The organism is Corynebacterium urealyticum DSM 7109, assembly GCF_000069945.1.
In the GTDB taxonomy this organism is placed as follows: Bacteria; Actinomycetota; Actinomycetes; order Mycobacteriales; family Mycobacteriaceae; genus Corynebacterium; species Corynebacterium urealyticum.
Window position 1 is genome coordinate 1,990,083 of the sequence record NC_010545.1, and the last position, 15,750, is coordinate 2,005,832.

Annotated in this window: 14 protein-coding genes; 8 read left to right on the plus strand and 6 right to left on the minus strand. The window is 66.0% G+C overall.

Going from position 1 to position 15,750, the window contains the following annotated elements:
* Nucleotides 1-206: 206 nt before the first annotated feature.
* The 3 genes from CU_RS08605 to CU_RS08615 all read left to right on the plus strand — a co-directional run bounded on the left by CU_RS08605 (nt 207) and on the right by CU_RS08615 (nt 4,518).
* Nucleotides 207-1,619 (plus strand): dipeptidase, encoded by a 1,413-nt coding sequence (locus tag CU_RS08605; RefSeq protein WP_231837655.1) that lies wholly within the window; start codon nt 207-209, stop codon nt 1,617-1,619.
* 4 nt (nt 1,620-1,623) lie between these two features.
* Entirely contained in the window at nt 1,624-3,552 is a 1,929-nt protein-coding gene (locus tag CU_RS08610; RefSeq protein ID WP_012360953.1) for a carboxylesterase family protein, read from the plus strand.
* Nucleotides 3,553-3,918: 366 nt separating this feature from the next.
* Nucleotides 3,919-4,518, plus strand: a complete 600-nt coding sequence (locus CU_RS08615) for a 2-isopropylmalate synthase (protein ID WP_012360954.1) — start codon at nt 3,919-3,921, stop codon at nt 4,516-4,518.
* A gap of 240 nt (nt 4,519-4,758) precedes the next feature.
* On the opposite strand, the gene CU_RS08620 is transcribed toward CU_RS08615, so the two are convergent.
* The 3 genes from CU_RS08620 to CU_RS08630 all read right to left on the minus strand — a co-directional run bounded on the left by CU_RS08620 (nt 4,759) and on the right by CU_RS08630 (nt 7,530).
* Nucleotides 4,759-5,943 carry a glutamate--cysteine ligase gene (locus CU_RS08620; protein ID WP_012360955.1) on the minus strand — a complete coding sequence of 395 codons (1,185 nt, stop codon included), beginning with the start codon at nt 5,941-5,943 and terminating at the stop codon, nt 4,759-4,761.
* A gap of 128 nt (nt 5,944-6,071) precedes the next feature.
* Nucleotides 6,072-7,214 carry a LytR C-terminal domain-containing protein gene (locus tag CU_RS08625; protein WP_231837656.1) on the minus strand — a complete coding sequence of 381 codons (1,143 nt, stop codon included), beginning with the start codon at nt 7,212-7,214 and terminating at the stop codon, nt 6,072-6,074.
* Nucleotides 7,215-7,287: 73 nt separating this feature from the next.
* On the minus strand, nt 7,288-7,530 hold the full coding sequence (locus CU_RS08630; RefSeq protein WP_015381924.1) for a DUF3263 domain-containing protein: 243 nt from the start codon (nt 7,528-7,530) through the stop codon (nt 7,288-7,290).
* Nucleotides 7,531-7,581: 51 nt separating this feature from the next.
* On the opposite strand from CU_RS08630, the gene CU_RS08635 reads away from it, so the two are divergent.
* The 5 genes from CU_RS08635 to CU_RS08655 all read left to right on the plus strand — a co-directional run bounded on the left by CU_RS08635 (nt 7,582) and on the right by CU_RS08655 (nt 12,543).
* Nucleotides 7,582-8,253, plus strand: a complete 672-nt coding sequence (locus CU_RS08635; RefSeq protein ID WP_041628521.1) for a peptide deformylase — start codon at nt 7,582-7,584, stop codon at nt 8,251-8,253.
* 18 nt (nt 8,254-8,271) lie between these two features.
* Nucleotides 8,272-9,438, plus strand: a complete 1,167-nt coding sequence (locus CU_RS08640) for an N-acetylglutamate synthase, CG3035 family (RefSeq protein ID WP_012360958.1) — start codon at nt 8,272-8,274, stop codon at nt 9,436-9,438.
* 98 nt (nt 9,439-9,536) lie between these two features.
* The gene (locus CU_RS08645; protein ID WP_015381925.1) at nt 9,537-10,313 is read left to right on the plus strand and encodes an exodeoxyribonuclease III; all 777 of its coding nucleotides are present in this window, start codon (nt 9,537-9,539) and stop codon (nt 10,311-10,313) included.
* Nucleotides 10,314-10,334: 21 nt separating this feature from the next.
* A complete protein-coding gene (gene cls, locus CU_RS08650) occupies nt 10,335-11,846 on the plus strand; it encodes a cardiolipin synthase (protein ID WP_012360960.1) in 1,512 nt (503 codons plus the stop codon).
* Between the two features lie 151 nt (nt 11,847-11,997).
* Nucleotides 11,998-12,543, plus strand: a complete 546-nt coding sequence (locus CU_RS08655; protein WP_012360961.1) for a MarR family winged helix-turn-helix transcriptional regulator — start codon at nt 11,998-12,000, stop codon at nt 12,541-12,543.
* 49 nt (nt 12,544-12,592) lie between these two features.
* Here the strand turns inward: CU_RS08655 and CU_RS08660 are convergent, their stop codons facing one another.
* From CU_RS08660 to CU_RS08670, 3 genes are all read right to left on the minus strand, one after another.
* Nucleotides 12,593-13,801, minus strand: coding sequence for a multidrug effflux MFS transporter (locus tag CU_RS08660; protein WP_012360962.1), 1,209 nt, complete (start codon nt 13,799-13,801; stop codon nt 12,593-12,595).
* 84 nt (nt 13,802-13,885) lie between these two features.
* Complete coding sequence (locus CU_RS08665; RefSeq protein WP_012360963.1) at nt 13,886-14,707, minus strand: ABC transporter permease subunit; 822 nt, start codon at nt 14,705-14,707, stop codon at nt 13,886-13,888.
* 7 nt (nt 14,708-14,714) lie between these two features.
* On the minus strand, nt 14,715-15,725 hold the full coding sequence (locus CU_RS08670; protein WP_043952016.1) for an ABC transporter ATP-binding protein: 1,011 nt from the start codon (nt 15,723-15,725) through the stop codon (nt 14,715-14,717).
* Nucleotides 15,726-15,750 lie beyond the last annotated feature (25 nt).

Sequence of the window (15,750 nt, forward strand, 5' to 3'; positions counted from 1 at the left end):
CTCCGTTAGAGTTGGTGCGACACATGCGGGTCGAATCCAGCGCCCGCGACGGCACGGACGGGCAAGTGCCGCTCCACCCGTCCTCACTGAACTCGATCGTTCTTTTATCTGGCACTCAACCAGTGCAAGTGCTAACACCGTTTTTAGCACTCGCACCCCTTGAGTGCAAGGCTCGCAACTTTCGGAAAAGCGTTACCCTGGATCCCATGACAAATAACGCAATCCCTACCCCGAACGAGGCCCGCGCAGCCCTCGAGGCACAACTGCCCTTTATTAAGGATGCGCTGACCGAACTCATCGCTTTCCAGTCCATCCACTCCGTGCCTGAGCTCGACGAGCACAACGACGGCGCCGCCGACTGGGTCGTCCGCCAGTTCCGGGAGGTCGGGGTTCCCGTCGAGGCCTACCCCACCTCCGACGGATCAAAGTCCGTCATCGGCCTTCGGGAGCCGGAGGACGGCTACCCCACCGTCCTGCTGTACAGCCACTTCGACGTCCAGCCCGCTGGCAACGTCGACGCTTGGACCTCCGACCCGTGGACGCTGACCGAGCGCGACGGCCGCTGGTACGGCCGCGGCACCGCGGACTGCAAGGGCTCCGTGAGCATGCACCTGGGCACCCTGCGCGCCCTCAACGAGCTCGCTGAGCAGTACCCGGTTCTGAAGAAGGTCGGAATCCGGGTCGTCGTGGAGGGCTCCGAGGAGCGCGGCGGTTATGGCCTGGAGAACCTGCTGGCCGAGCGCCCAGAGCTCTTCGCCGCGGACGTCTTCCTCATCGCGGATTCCGGCAATGATTCCGTGGGCGTGCCGAGCCTGTGCACCGCCCTGCGCGGCTCCGCGGCGGTCACCGTCCGCCTGCAGACCCTCGAGCAGCCGCTACACTCCGGCCAGTTCGGCGGTGCTGCCCCGGACGCGACCGTGGAGCTGATCAAACTGCTCAGCACCCTGCACGACGAGAAGGGCCTGGTCGCCGTCGAGGGCCTGGCACCGAGCACCACCTGGGAGGGCGTGGGCCCGGACGAGGCCACCTTCCGCCGCGACGCCGGCGTGCTGGACGGCGTGGACGTCTACGGCGCGGACCAGGGCCTGAAGCCCAATGACCTCACCGTCGCCCGCCCGGCGATCACGGTCACCGCCATCGACGCACTGCCGGTCAAGGACGCGGTCAACGCGGTGCCGGCCGAGTCCGCGGCCGTAGTGAGCCTGCGCGTGCCACCGGGAATGGAGCCGAAGGAGTGCCAGGACCTGCTGGTCGCCCACCTGGAAAAGCACGCCCCGAACGCGAAGATGAGCATCGAGCGCGAGTCCCTGGCCGAGCCCTTCAGCGCTGACCTGACCGGCCCGGCCCTGCAGCGCCTGGCTGGCGCACTGGGTGACTCCTACGCCGCGGCTTCCGGCAAGGAGCACATGGACATCGCGGAGGTCGCCTCCGGCGGTTCCATCCCGCTGACCAATAAGTTGCTCTCCGCCCACCCGGGCGCGGAGCTGGCGCTCTACGGCCTGGCCGAGCCGCAGGCCCGCATCCACTCCGCGGATGAGTCCGTGGACCCGACTGAGATCCACTCCGTCGGTGCGGCACAGCTGCTCTTCCTCGCCCGCACGGCAGCTGAGGTGAACTAGCGCAATGGCGGAATCGGTAGCAGGCGGGGCGAAGAAGGCGCCCGCGAACGCGGGTGGTGCAGGAAAGATGGGCGGCGCTGAAAAGAAGGAAAGTACCGGACAGGCGGGCGCGGCACAGCGCTCCCCCGCGCCCGGTGACTTCTGGACCGTCCAGACCACCACCGGCGCGGTGAAGGGGCACGCGGAAACCGGTACTGCCGCATTCCGCGGCATCCCCTACGCCCAGCCACCCATCGGGTCCCGCCGCTTCCGCCGCGCCGAGCCCATCGAACCCTGGGAGGGAACCTTCGAGGCCCGCGCGGACGGCGAGTACTGCTACCAGTTCCGCAACAAGGCCACCGGTTGGATCGGTTCCGAGGACTGCCTGTGGCTGAGCGTCGTCGTGCCGCGCGGTACGGCACGGGGCAACAACACGACGAACGCGGACAGCGCCACGGACGTGGACACTGCTACGGACGCGGAACCTGCCACAGGCGCGGACAACGCACCAGCCCCTATTAATAAGGAGCACGCGATCGACGCCACGGCGCGCCGACCCATCGCGGTTCACCTCCATGGTGGCAGCAACGTCCACGGGTCTGCGGCCGATCCGCAGCGCTCCGGCGAGCACTTCGCGCAGGCCACCGACTCCATCTACGTGGGCGTGAACTACCGGCTCGGCATGTTCGGCCAGCTTTTCTTCGGTGAAGGCTTCGACGACGAGCGCATCGACACCAACGCCGGGCTCTCCGACATCATCGAGGCCCTGAAATGGATCCAGGCCAACGCCCGCGCCTTCGGCGGGGACCCGGAGCGCATCACGATCTTCGGCGAGTCCTCGGGCGGGGCGATGGTCACCGCGCTGATGACCAGCCCGGCCCTGGAGGGCGTGATCGCCGGCGCGATCGCCCAGTCGCCCGCAGGTGCAATGGTGCACACGCCGGAGAATGCGAAGTACTGGCGCGAGCAGGCAGTGGTGGAGCTCGCCCGGATCCGCGGGCTCGTCGATAAGGAAAAAGCTAAGGCTGAGGCTAAGAGCAAGGACACAGACAAGCACAAGGACGCCGGCACTGGCGCCGAACCCGCCACCGCGACCGGCGGCCTCAGCGTCGATGACCTCTTCGACGCCACCGCCACCGAGCTGGGCGAGATCACCGAGGCCCTCGTGGCCCATAACCTCCGCTACGCACCGGGGGTCTCCGGGCCCTTCGCCCCCATCGTGGATGGCGACCTGCTGCCCAAGCATCCGCTGGCCAAGGGTGCGCAGCGCGACCTGCCCCTGCTAGTGGGTTATAACCGCGACGAGTACCGCCTCATGCGCTGGGAGCCGCTGCGCACCAAGCACCAGTGGTCGCGCACCGTCGCGCTCGCCGGGCACGTGAGCACGGATGTCGACGAACTCCTCCAGCACTACAAGGGTGTTCAGCGCCGCTCCGCCGTGGGTGAGTTCACCGGGCACGCGATCTTCGTGGCCCCGGCCTATCTGCTGGCCGAGCAGCACCCCACGGGCAAGGTGTGGTTCTACCGGCTGGACATGACCACCCCTTCCCTGGAGCTCAGCGGCATGGGTGCGACCCACGCCCTCGACCTGCCGCTGCTGTTCCGCCGGGTGGATACCAGCCGCGGCAAGCTCGCCCTCGCGCTCGGCGGGGCGAAGCAGATGAACCGCACCAGCGAGGCCATGCTGCGCCGCTGGCGGGCGTTCCTCCACGACCTCGACCCGGGCTTCGAGCGCTACCGGGGTGATGCGGATGCAGAAGGCGCCACTGCGCCGGGTACCGCAGGCGCCGCTGCACAGAGCAGCACTGTGTCGAACTCCGCGGAGGGGGCTGACCCAGCCCGCCACATCCAGGTCTTTGACGGCAAGCGCTTCGAGAGCGGCGAGGAAAACCAGATCCTGGAACCCTCCCCGCGATGGAAGGCCTGGGAGAAGCTGCATATCCCGCAGGTCTGAGCGCCAGGCGTGAGGCTGGTGACGTCCTCAATATAAGGACAGGCGAGAAACAGGGACGCGGTCCGTGGGAAAACACCCCGGGTCGCGTCTCGCATTATGAGATAGCATATCCCACCTATTGCACCCCCATTTGGGCCTAAAAGCTGTTGAACAACTCGCGGGGGTGAAAGGAAAGGGATATATTCATGCCCATGATCACAATTCTTCTTAAGCGAGTACCCAACCCGGGTGGAGGCGCGGACTGACCCCTCCACCACCGGGGTAACAAGCGCACACGCTTAAGAGTCGGTCCACGAACCGAACAACCGGCGCACAGGCACAACCGCCAAGCGCCACCAGGACCGACCACAACGAGGAAGAGTGACCATGAGCACCACACTGATTCGCTTCGCGAAGCCGGAGACCAGCCGCCGAGAGCACAAGAGCTACACCACCACCCCGGCGCTGCGCTCCAACTCCATCACCTTCAACGCGCAAACCCAGACGCGCATCCAGAAGCGCCGCCAGCGCACCCGCACCTTCGCCGAGGACCCATTCCGCTCCCGCTTCGGGCAGCGACTGCCCAAGGCGATGCGCGGCGAGGCTCGCGGCATGGACTGGAAGACCTTCCGGCGCTCCTACTCCCCCAACGACATCCAGGTGGAGCAGCTGCGCTCCCAGCGGAAGTCCGCGGGCAAGCGCCAGTACGAGATCAGCATCCGCGGCCTGCGCGCCGACCAGCAGGGCACCCGGGTGTCCATCACCGCGATGGGCGCATCCTCCGCGATGTCCGAGATCCTGGCTGATCACGACCTGGCCGTGGAGATCCTGAAGTTCCACCAGTACGAGATCTTCGAAGCCACCGCGACCTTCATCTTCGCCACCCATAACGGGAAGCGGACCTGGGCCGTGGGCTTCGGTGCGGACCGCGATACCTCGATCGCCAACGCGCTGTGCTCTGCCGCAGCGCTGCTGCACCGCCGCTAAAGCAAGAGCTCTATAACAAGGCCACGCGACGGCCTCAAAAATCCAAAAACCCAGCGCCTCACCAGTGCTTTCAGCGCCCGCGGTTGCCACTCCTCAATGGCAGCCGCGGGCGCTGTGCTGTGCAAATGCCGGATGCGGGGTGTGCGTGTGGGCGCGTGGGCGCGTGGGCGCGTGGAAGGCAGCGTCCGGGGAGCGGAGCAAGCGCCCGGCGCCCGGCGGCACCCCGGTGGCAGCTCCCGGCTAGTCCCGGGCGGTCTCCCGCAGCGTGCGCGCCGTCAGCTCCACCGCCGCGCGCCACGCCCTCGGCTGGGTGAAGCCCTCCTCGGCCCCCGCATCCCCTCGGGTGCGCACCCCCGGCTCCAGTGCGGCACCGGCCGCGCGGGCTGCCGCGCGCTGGCGGGCATAATCCCCGCCCGTCTCGATCAGGCGCAGCACATCCTGCAGCTCAGCCTTGCAGCCCAGCTCCTCAGCCAGCGGGGAGAGCTCCTCCACCCACCGGCGCAGCTCGTCGGTGACCATCCGCTCCGTGGTCTCCCGATCGGTGATGATCAGCGCTTTCAGACCATAGCGGGCAGCGCGCCACTTATTCTCCGCCACGTGCCACTGCTGCAGGCTCGGCAGCTCCTCGCCTGCGTCGTACATCCGCTCGAAGTACACGACCAGGCAGTGCAGGTACGCGCTGATCGCCGCGACCTCCCAGATCGCCATCGTGGAATCCGCAAAGCGAACCTCGATGGTGCCGTACTTGGACGGGCGGACGTCGAAATGCATGGAACCGGTGTGGTTAATCACGCCGGAACGGTCCTGATCGCGGTTGAACTCCTCCCACTCGTCCCAGGAGGCGAATTGATAAGGAATGCCCGCGGTCGGCAGCTGCTGATAGAGCAGGGTGCGGTTCGAGGCATAGCCGGTGTCCAGGCCCTCCCACGCCGGGGAGGAGGCCGACATCGCCAGCACGTGCGGGTAGTGCGTCATCACAGCGTTGATGATCGGCCAGACCTTCTCCTTGGAGCCCACACCCACGTGCACGTGGATGCCCCAGATGATCATCTGCCGACCCCAGTACTGGGTGCGCTCGATGATCTCCTGATAGCTCTTCTTGTCGCTCATCTCCTGGTCACCCCAGTTGGTGAACGGGTGCGTGCCCGCGGAGAACAACAGCACGCCGATGCGATCGGCGCAGTCCAGCAGCTGCAGCAGCTGCTCGCGCAGGTCCTCCACGGCAGCGGGGATGTTCCCGTGAACGGTGGTGACCATCTCCACGGTATTGGCCATAAACTCGCGGGTCACACGGTGGCCCGGGTAGACCTCATCCATGAGGTCGAGCAGCTCGCCAGCCCGGGGGACCAGGTCCAGAGTCTCCGGGTCGATGAGGGCGACCTCCCACTCGAGTCCAACGGTGGGTTCAGATCCGGGAAAGTCCATCGGCCCAATCATCCCTTCGCTCGGTACAGCACGGCTGTCATATTCGGCGGTGCTGCGTGGCGCGGCTATCGCTTAAAGCCAGGGCGCGGAACCCCGGCGCGTTCTATCCCCCTATCCTTGCAGATCGCCTAGCGAGACATGTCATTCACCGTGACAACAATCACTGCGCCCGGCGCCGGACCGTCAAGCAGCTGGACGTCGCGGAGGGAATCGTCGATCTCACGGTTGCGCTCACGGGCCTCGAGGCCGTGATCCTTGGCGATCTGCTCGGCCGCGGCCTTCGCCTTCGCGTCGCCGGCCGGGTACAGCACGACGGACTCGCGGAAGACATACGCGGAACCCGGCAGGTTACCGATCGTCTTCGCATCCCACTTCTCGCCACGCAGGCCGTCGGCGGTGCGCCCGGCCAGGCCCTCGATCGGGGAGTTATTCAGGACGGTGACGTGGGTAGCCTCGCGGTCCTTGTCGCTCAGCGCTCCCTGGTTCTCGGCGTTCTCGGCTTCCTCGGCGGCCTTCTTCTCGGCCTCCGCCTTCTTTGCTTCCTCAGCCTTTGCATCATTGGCGGCCTTGTCGCGGGCAGCCTGACGCTCGGCGTTTTCCTTTTCCTTGGCCAGGCGCGCCTGCTCGGCAGGGCTCAGGTTGCTGGTGTCCTCATCCCCCTGGCCGGCCTGGACGGTGCCGTCCTTGGAATCGCCGCCGTTGACGAAGCTGACCGCGCCCCAAGCGATCAGTGCGATCGCGACGGCGATGAGCACCATGGCCAGGCCGCGCAGCGGCAGACCCTGGCCGGAGCGGGCCTCCGCACCAACCTGGCCACCGGGCTCGCCAGCGGCGGCACCGGCGCCAGCCCCATCTGCCGTTGCACCCGCGGCCCCAGCACCAGCGCCAGCTGCTCCGACACCGGCCGCACCAGCTACCGCGGCCCCGCCGATGCGGCGGCGCCCCGCCTCGTGGTGGCGCTGGGCCGCAGCGGCGGACTCGTCCTCGTCGTCCTCATACTCTGCGTATTCATCGCCATACTCGTCGTACTCGGCGTAGTCCCCGTGCTCGGCGTAATCGTCGCCGTAATCCTCGTACTCGGCATAGCCATCGTCGTAGCTTTCGTAGCCGTCCGCGTCATAGCCGTCGGCGTCGTAGTCGGAGTATTCCGCGTCCTCGAACTCGGCGTCGACCGGGTCCTCATGGGCGCCGTGCTGCGGCTCCAGGTTGAGGGGGCGGTCGTCGTCGAAGTTCTCGTCGAGGGAATGGCGTGGTCGATTCGAATCAGTCACAACACAAATCTTAACTACAGTCACACCCGCCACGGGAACGGCGCGCCGAGAAACCCGCGCTATTCCGGGGTACTCACTCCTCCCGGCGGCGCAGCAGAGTGCGCACCAACACCGGATCGAAGTCCAGGGCCTCCGGCTTCTCAATCAACCGATTCAGCTGCTGGAAATAGCGCACCGGCTTCACCCCGAAGCGATCCTGGATCGCCTCCCCCTTCGCCCCCGGGTGCCGCCACCATTGCCGCTCGAACTCCAGCATGGCGCGCTCCCGCTCACTCAGAGCAGAGTTTTCGGGATTCACGGAGGCTGGCATGCTCATAAAGCTAGTGCACTTCGGCCCTTGAACGCCACGCACCCTAAAATGGTCGCCATGACTGTTCTGCCCATCGTCATCGCTGGCGATCCCGTCCTGCACAACCCCACCAACAAGGTCGGGGAACCAGACCTCGACGCCAACGGCGTCCCCACCGAGGAATTCAAGAAGTTCATCGCGGACATGCACGAAACCATGGACCGCGCCCACGGCGTTGGCCTGGCAGGCAACCAGGTGGGGGTCGCCAAGCGGCTCTTCGTCTACCACTGCCCGGACATCGACGGCCCCAACGGCGAGCAGCGCACCGAGGAAGAAATCGCTGCCCAGGGTGGCCCGATGCGCCGCGGCACCGTCATCAACCCGGTGCTGGAAACCAGCGAGATCCCGGAAACCATGCCCGATGAGTACGAGGACGAGGAAGGCTGCCTCTCCGTCCCCGGCTACTCCTTCCCCACCGGCCGCGCCGATTGGGCGCGCGTGACCGGCATCGACGAAAACGGCGAGCCCGTGACCGTCGAAGGCTACGGCTTCTTCGCCCGCTGCCTGCAGCACGAGGTCGGCCACCTGGACGGATTCCTCTACACCGACACCCTCATCGGCCGGAACAAGCGCGCCGCGAAGAAGGCCTTCAAGGCCGAGGGTTGGAACGTCGAAGGCAACCGGACCTGGCTGCCGGGGGTCGATAAGGATCCCTTCGGTCACGACGACGCCGGTTCGGCCGAAGCTTAAGGATTAGCTAGCCACCCCATGAAGGATCACTCCGCACAACAGCCAGGGACTGCCGCCGCAGCTGACAACGCGACCACGCCCCACGAGGTGGATACCGACCTCGTCGCCGCGGCCGCCGGCGCCCGGCGCGTCCCCGGCCTGGACTTCCCGCTCTCCCGCCGCACCGACCCGGTATCGGTACGCCCGGGCGTGCGGGTCGTGGTGCGCCGGGTGACGGGCCGACTCGCCGAGTCTGGCCGGCCGGAGGTCAGCGACGTCATTGGCACGCTGCTCAGCGTGGATCCGCTGGTCGTCCGCCCCGCACCCCGGAAGCGGGAGCCCAACACTGCAGCGCAGGAACCGGTGGAGATCGCGGCGGGCAGCGTCGTCGTCCTGAAAACCTTGAGCACCAAGCCGGTGCGCAACAGCGACATCCGGGCGGTGGAGGAAGCCATCGCCCACGCCTTCCCCGGCATCGAGAACACCTGGGTGGAGGGCTGGCTGTGCCGCGCGGGCGACGGAATCACCGAACGCTCCAACACCGCCGTGCCACTTGGCCCCAATGCAGCGCTGCAACCGGTGCCGGTGGAGGGAATCAAGGCCTTCTACGCCAAGCACGAGCTGCCCGCTGCCCTCATGGTGCCGGACCGCATCGGGCGGACCGCAGAGAACCTGGAGGGCACGCGCGGGCCGGAGATTATCGTCATGACCCGGGAGTTGGAAGATCTCGATGAGGCTCCGGCGCTCAGCGGTGACGCGGGCCTGGTGCACCCCAACTTCGCGGGCCAGACCCTGGAGATCGAGGTGCTGGACCAGCCCACCGAGGAGTGGCTCTCCCGCTACCACTTCCGCGGCCAACCGCTGCCCGAACATGCCCTGGAGCTGCTGCGCAAGCGCATCGACGGCACACTGGGCTTCGCGCAGGTCCGCATCGGCGGGACCCTGGCCGCGATCACCCGCGCGACAATCACCACCACCGAGGCCGGGCGCTCCTTCCTGGGCTACTCCGCGGTGGAAGTCCTGCCAGAGTTCCGACGCCACGGCCTGGCCACCTACCTGGGGCGAGTGCTGCTGCACTGGGGCGCGGGGCACGGCGCCGCAGAGGCCTACCTGGAGGTCATCGAGACCAATACCGCGGGCCGGGGGCTGTACCACGAGCTGGGCTTCTCCGAGCACCACCGGCACCGCAGCCTGCAGCTGGACTAACCCCGGGCGCGGGGCGGGCAGCCGCCGCACAACAAAGAGGGCGAAGAGGCTGCCCCACCGTGCAGGGGCTGTCCGCAGGCTTCAGTAGGCTGTCATCTATGCGTATCGCCACGTGGAACATCAACTCCGTCCGCACCCGCGAAGACCGGGTCCGAGCCTTCCTGGAACGCTCCGACGTGGACGTCCTGTGCCTGCAAGAAACCAAGTGCACGGACAAGCAGTTCCCGGACTTCAGCGACACCGGCTACGAGCAGGCCCACCACGGCCTGCACTCCTTCAACGGGGTCGCCATCCTCTCCCGGGTGGGCCTGGAGGACGTGCAGACCGAATTCGGCCAGCCCGGCTTCGATAAGGACCTCAACGCTGTACAGCACCAGGAGGCCCGCGCCATCGGTGCGCTCTGCAACGGTGTGAGGGTGTGGAGCCTCTACGTGCCCAACGGCCGGGAAATCCGCGACCCGCACTACAGCTACAAGCTGGCCTGGCTGGACGCGTTGGCGTCCTACGCGAAAACCACCGGGGAGGACGGCACCGCGGAGAAGCTGGTGCTGACCGGCGACTTCAACATCGCACCCCGTGACGAGGACGTCTGGGACCGCAGCTGGTTCGAGGGCAAAACCCACGTCACCCCGAACGAGCGCAAGCGGCTGACCGCGCTGGAGGATGCTGGCCTGACCCAGGCCACGGAGCTCATCGCCGACCAGTACACCTACTGGGACTACCAGGCCATGCGCTTCCAGAAGAACGAAGGCATCCGCATCGACCTGCAGTATGCCCGCGGGCTTTCACCCGAGGCCGGGCGCGTGGACCGAGACGAGCGCAAAGGCAAGGGCGCGTCCGACCACGCACCCGTCATCATCGACTACACCGTCTAAACAGCCAAGAGGAACAAGCAGATGTGGTGGCTAGAGCCAGTCCAAATGGCGGTGGGAGTAGTGGACCAGCTGAAGTGGTACCACTTCCTCATCGTCGGGTTGGACTACGTCCTGAAGTTCGTGGCCCTGGGGTGGGTGCCGCAGAAGCGCCGCCCCTCCTCGGCCATGGCCTGGCTGCTGGCTATTTTCCTCATCCCCTTCGTCGGCATTCTGCTGTTCGTCATGATCGGCTCGCCCGTGGTCAACCGGCGCCGCCACAAGATCCAGGTGCAGGCCAACGAGCTGATCCGCGACATGTCCAGCGGGGAGCCGGATGTCCCCAAAGGCCTGGACGTCACCGACGAGCAGCTCTCCATGGTGCAGCTCAACCGCGAGCTCACCGCGATGCCCGCGGTGGGCGGCACCATGCAGAAGATGTACTCCGACTACGCGGAATCCATCCGCGCAATCGCCAACGCCATCGACGACGCCCAGCACTACGTCAACGTCGAGATCTACATCATGGCCTGGGACGAAACCACCGACCCCTTCTTCCAGGCACTGGCCCGAGCCGCCGACCGGGGCGTGGCAGTGCGCCTCATGTATGACCACGTGGGTTCCATGAAATACCCGGAATCGCACCTACTCGGCCGCAAGCTCGACCGGCTGGGCATCGAGTGGTACGCCATGCTGCCGCTGAAGCCCTGGCGCTGGAAGTTCCGCAGGCCTGACCTGCGCAATCACCGCAAGCTCGTCATCATCGATGGGGAGCGCGCCTTCATGGGCTCGCAGAATATGATCGACGCCAGCTACCTCAACTCCGGCAACCTCAAACTCGGCCGGCAGTGGGTGGACATCATGGGCGAATTCACCGGGCCGATCGTGTCGATCATCAACTCTGTCTTCGCCGTCGACTGGTACACCGAATCCGGGGAGACGCTGAACCTCATCGACCCTTCTGTCCACGCGGAACGTCTCGCCACCGCCCAGAAGGACACCGGCGCCGAGCTCATGCAGCTCGTCCCTTCCGGGCCCGGATTCACCACCGAGCCGAACCTGCGGCTGTTCGTCTCCATGGCGCATCACGCCAAGGAGAGCCTGCAGATCGTCAGCCCCTACTTCATTCCCGACGAGTCCCTCCTCGAGGCCGTCACCACCGCGGCCTACCGCGGAGTGAAGGTGTCGCTGTACGTCTCCGAGGAATCCGACCAGATGATGGTCGGGCACGCCCAGGCCTCCTACTACCAGGAACTCATGGAATCCGGCGTGGAGATCTACCAGTACCCCGCCCCAGCCGTGCTGCACACCAAGTGTGCCATCGCCGACGGCGAAGTGGCCGTCATGGGCAGCTCCAACATGGATATGCGCTCCTTCGGGCTGAACTACGAGATCACCCTCATGACCTTTGAGGGCGCGGTCATGGACAGCCTCCAGGAGATCATCGACGCCTACCGCGAAGCCTCCCTCCACCTCGATTTGAAGGAGTGGAAGAACCGCCCGTGGTACAAGCAGTACCTCGATAATGTCTTCCGTCTGACCAGCGCGCTGCAGTAGGCCAGCCCAGGGCAATTACTTTTCTCCCGCAAAATGCCACGGAAAGGCCTCACCTGTGCCTACACTGACTAGCTACATAAAGAAAAGTTTCGGCCCGCCGAACTGCCCCTGACGCACGCAGCTATCCACGGACCAAGAGCGAGGAACAGTAATGAGCAGCACAGCGACCTCTCCCCAGCGCCCCAAGCCCAACGTCAGCGGGCACAAGGCAAAGGAAGTCCTCCCGGACGTCGACGTCGCCGAAATCGCGTCCAGCGTCTTCGACTTCCTCTCCGCCACGCGCCGCCTCATGAGCCGCCCGAGCGCCGATATGAACATCTCCCAGTCCGAGATCGAGGTGCTGCAGTTCATCTCCCAGCACCCGGGCTGCGGTGTCTCCGAGATCGCCCGGCTGCGCTTCCTCCGCGCCTCCAACGTCTCCGCGACCGTCCGTCGCCTCATCAACGACGGCCTCGTGGACCGGCAGGCCAATGACTACGACCGCCGCGCCCAGGACCTCTACCTCACCGACAAGGGGGTGGACGTCATGAACGCCATCACCGACCAGTGGGCCATCTTCATCGCCCAGGCCACCTCCCGGATGGAGCGATCCGATGTCCGCAAGCTGCGCGACGGTGTGCCCGCCCTGCGCGGACTCTCGGACGCCGCGGAGACGATCATCGATAACCTCCAGCGGGAGCGCGAACGAGTGATCTAGCCGGGGCGACCGAAGGAACACCCCGGTCGCGGCCCTAGTGGCGGTAGCGCTACTGGGCGTGCGGGGCGAACTTCGCGGCCAGCAACGTGCCCGCGATAGCCACCGCCACCGAAGCCACCATGCACAGCCCCAGGGCCAGCATCCGATCGGAGCCCAGGCCCACCAGCGGGCTCATCACCCCGGCCACCACGAACTGCCCCGCCCCCAGGACCGCCGAGCCAGCGCCAGCGCGATCCGCCGCCAAACCCTGGGCCAGCGCGGTGGAATTGGACATGTTCAACCCCACCCCGAAGGTGGCCACGAAAACCGCAGCCGCCAGGGCGTACATCGCGGCGTCGACGTCCCTGGGAAGGACGAGGGCACATAACAACACCGCCACCGCCCCAGCAGCGATCACGCAGACCGCCACGCGCTGGAGCCGCCGCGCGCCGATGCGGCCCACCAGGCGGATATTCAAAGAATTCGCGCTCAAAAGTGCGACAGCGTTGAGGGCAAACATCACGGAGAAGCCCACCGAGCTCAAGCCGAAGACCTCCTGATAGACAAAGGAGGAACCGGAGATGAAGGCAAACATCGTGCCGAAACCGAAGGCGAAAGCCATCGCATAACCCACGAACGCCGGGCGGCGGAAAAGCCCCAGCATGTTCCGGTACATCCGCACCGGCCCACCACCATGGCGGCGCTCCACCGGCAGCGTTTCCGGCTGGCGCGAGGCCACGAGGATCTGGGTCAACGCGATCAGCGCCAGCGTGAAGAAGATCGCCCGCCAACCTGCAGCCTGGTTGATGACCCCGCCCAGCAGCGGCGCAAGGATCGGGGCCACACCGATGATGAGCATCATGACCGACAGCGCCTGGGCGGCGGCCGAGCCGCGCAGTTTATCGGCGATCATCGCGCGGGTGAGCACCACGCCGGTGCCGCCAGCAACACCCTGGAAGAAGCGAGCAGCGATCAACACTGCGGCTGTGGGAGCGATCGCGCACACGACGGAGGCAATCAGCCCCAGCACCATCCCGAAACACAACAGCCCCCGGCGGCCCCGGCCGTCCGAGAGCGGCCCAATCAGCAGCTGTCCCATGGCCATGCCCACCATGTAGGCGGTGATGGAGAGCTGAACCACGGCGGGGCTCGCCCCCAGGTCCCGACCGATCAGCGGTAGGGCGGGCAGGTACATATCCGTCCCCAGCGGCCCGCCCGCAGACAGCAGCGCGAAGCCCGCCAAGGTCAGTACACCGAACTGCTGCTTCTTCGAATCCATTGTTGTTTTTCACTCCACAAAGCCCAGCGCCGCGGTGCCTGTGAGCACCGCGGCGCTGGGCGTAACAAGAACTAGCGGGGACTTTTAAGCGTCGCGCTTCTTCAGGGCGATCAGGCCAGCGATGAAGAAGACCACACAGAATGCTGCGAAGTAGAGGATGGACCCAACCTGCCCCCACGGGGCGTCCGGGGTGTCCATCATCATCGTTGCCATGTCGATGTTGTTGAAGGGCATGTACGGCGGCAGCCAGTCGCGAATCTTCGGGACCAGCGGCACGACCGCGCTCTCGACAACGAGCTTCCACAGCAGCAGGGCCGCGATGCTGGCCGCAGTCGAGCGGAGCAGGTACCCCACGCCCGTGGAGATGACGACGGAGAGCAGGGCGTACAGCACCAGGCGACCAATCGCGGTCCACAGGCCATCCGCCCCGAAGCCGGCGCCCTCCAGGATCGTGTCGTTATCGGTGATGATGCGGGAGGCAGCGAACTTGCTGGTCCACACGGATAGCACCGCGCTGATGAAGGTCAGCACCATGGCAAGCACGCCATAGACCAGGACCTTCGCAAAAGGCACCGGGAGACGCTTCGGCGTGGCGAGCAGCGTGTTCTTCGCGGTGCCATTGGCGTACTCGTTGGTCACGTTGAGCACAGCCTGGATGATGATAATCATCATGCCGAAGACGAGCATGCCGCCCAGCGCACCCGTTGCATCCAGGGCGTTCTTCGCATCGACGACCCCGGCGACGTCCGCTGGACCATCGCCCTCGGTGGCCGATTGGTAGATCATGCCGGCGCCAACACCGTTCAGCGCAGCGAAGGCCACAGCGAAGAAGAGGATGAGCCCGGAGGTCCACCACACCGCCTTGGTCGTGGAGAGCTTGAGCCATTCAGACTTAATCAGGTTCATGGGTTCTTTACTCCCCCTTCTCGATGCGGTTGCCTGCGCCGTCGACCGGAACACCCGGCTCGGCGGTGGATGGGGTGGCGGGAATGCCCGGGGCGTCCAGCCCGGCCTTGGCCTGGTACTCGACGGAATGCCCGGTCTGCTGCATGAATGCCTCCTCCAGGGAAGCGGACTTCTGGCTCAGCTCGTTCAGGCGCAGCCCGTAGGTGAAGGCCAGGCCGCCCACCCAGTCGGTGTCGTGGTCCGGGACGACCAGGATGTCGCGGCCCTCGACATCCTTACTGCGCTCGAAGGTCACGGCCTCCTCACGCAGCGCGTTTTCCATCTCGGCCAGGTGCTCGGAACGCACGATCGTGGTGGTCTGGGAGGAGCTCTTGATGAACTCGTGGACGGACTGATCCGCTACCAGCTTGCCCTTACCGATCACAATCAGATGATCCGCGGTCTGCGCCATCTCGGAGAGCAGGTGGGAGCTGATCAGCACCGTGCGCCCCTCGCGGGCGAGCTGGCGGACGAAGTCACGCACCCAGCGGATACCCTCCGGGTCGAGGCCGTTGACCGGCTCGTCCAGGATCAGGACCTCCGGGTCGCCCAAGAGTGCCGCGGCGAGCCCCAGACGCTGCCCCATGCCGAGAGAGAACTTGCCTGCCTTGCGGCCGGCGACGTTGGACAGACCAACGATATCCAGCACCTCGTCCACTCGCGTGCGGGAGAAGCCATTCGCCGCAGCGATCCAGCGCAAGTGGTTGACGGCGGAGCGGTTGGGGTGAACCCACTTCGCATCCAGAAGGGTGCCGACCTTGGTCAGGGGGCGGTCAAATTCCGCGTAACGCTTACCGTCAATCAGAGCGGAACCACTGGTCGGCGTGTCCAGCCCGACGATCATTCGCATCGTCGTGGACTTTCCGGCGCCGTTGGGACCGAGGAACCCGGTGACAATCCCGGGTTTGACCTCAAAATCCAAGTTGTCGACAACGGTGGTGCCACCGTATGCCTTGGACAGCGAGTTCACTTTGATCATGGCCACCAGTTTGCCATAGAAAGCA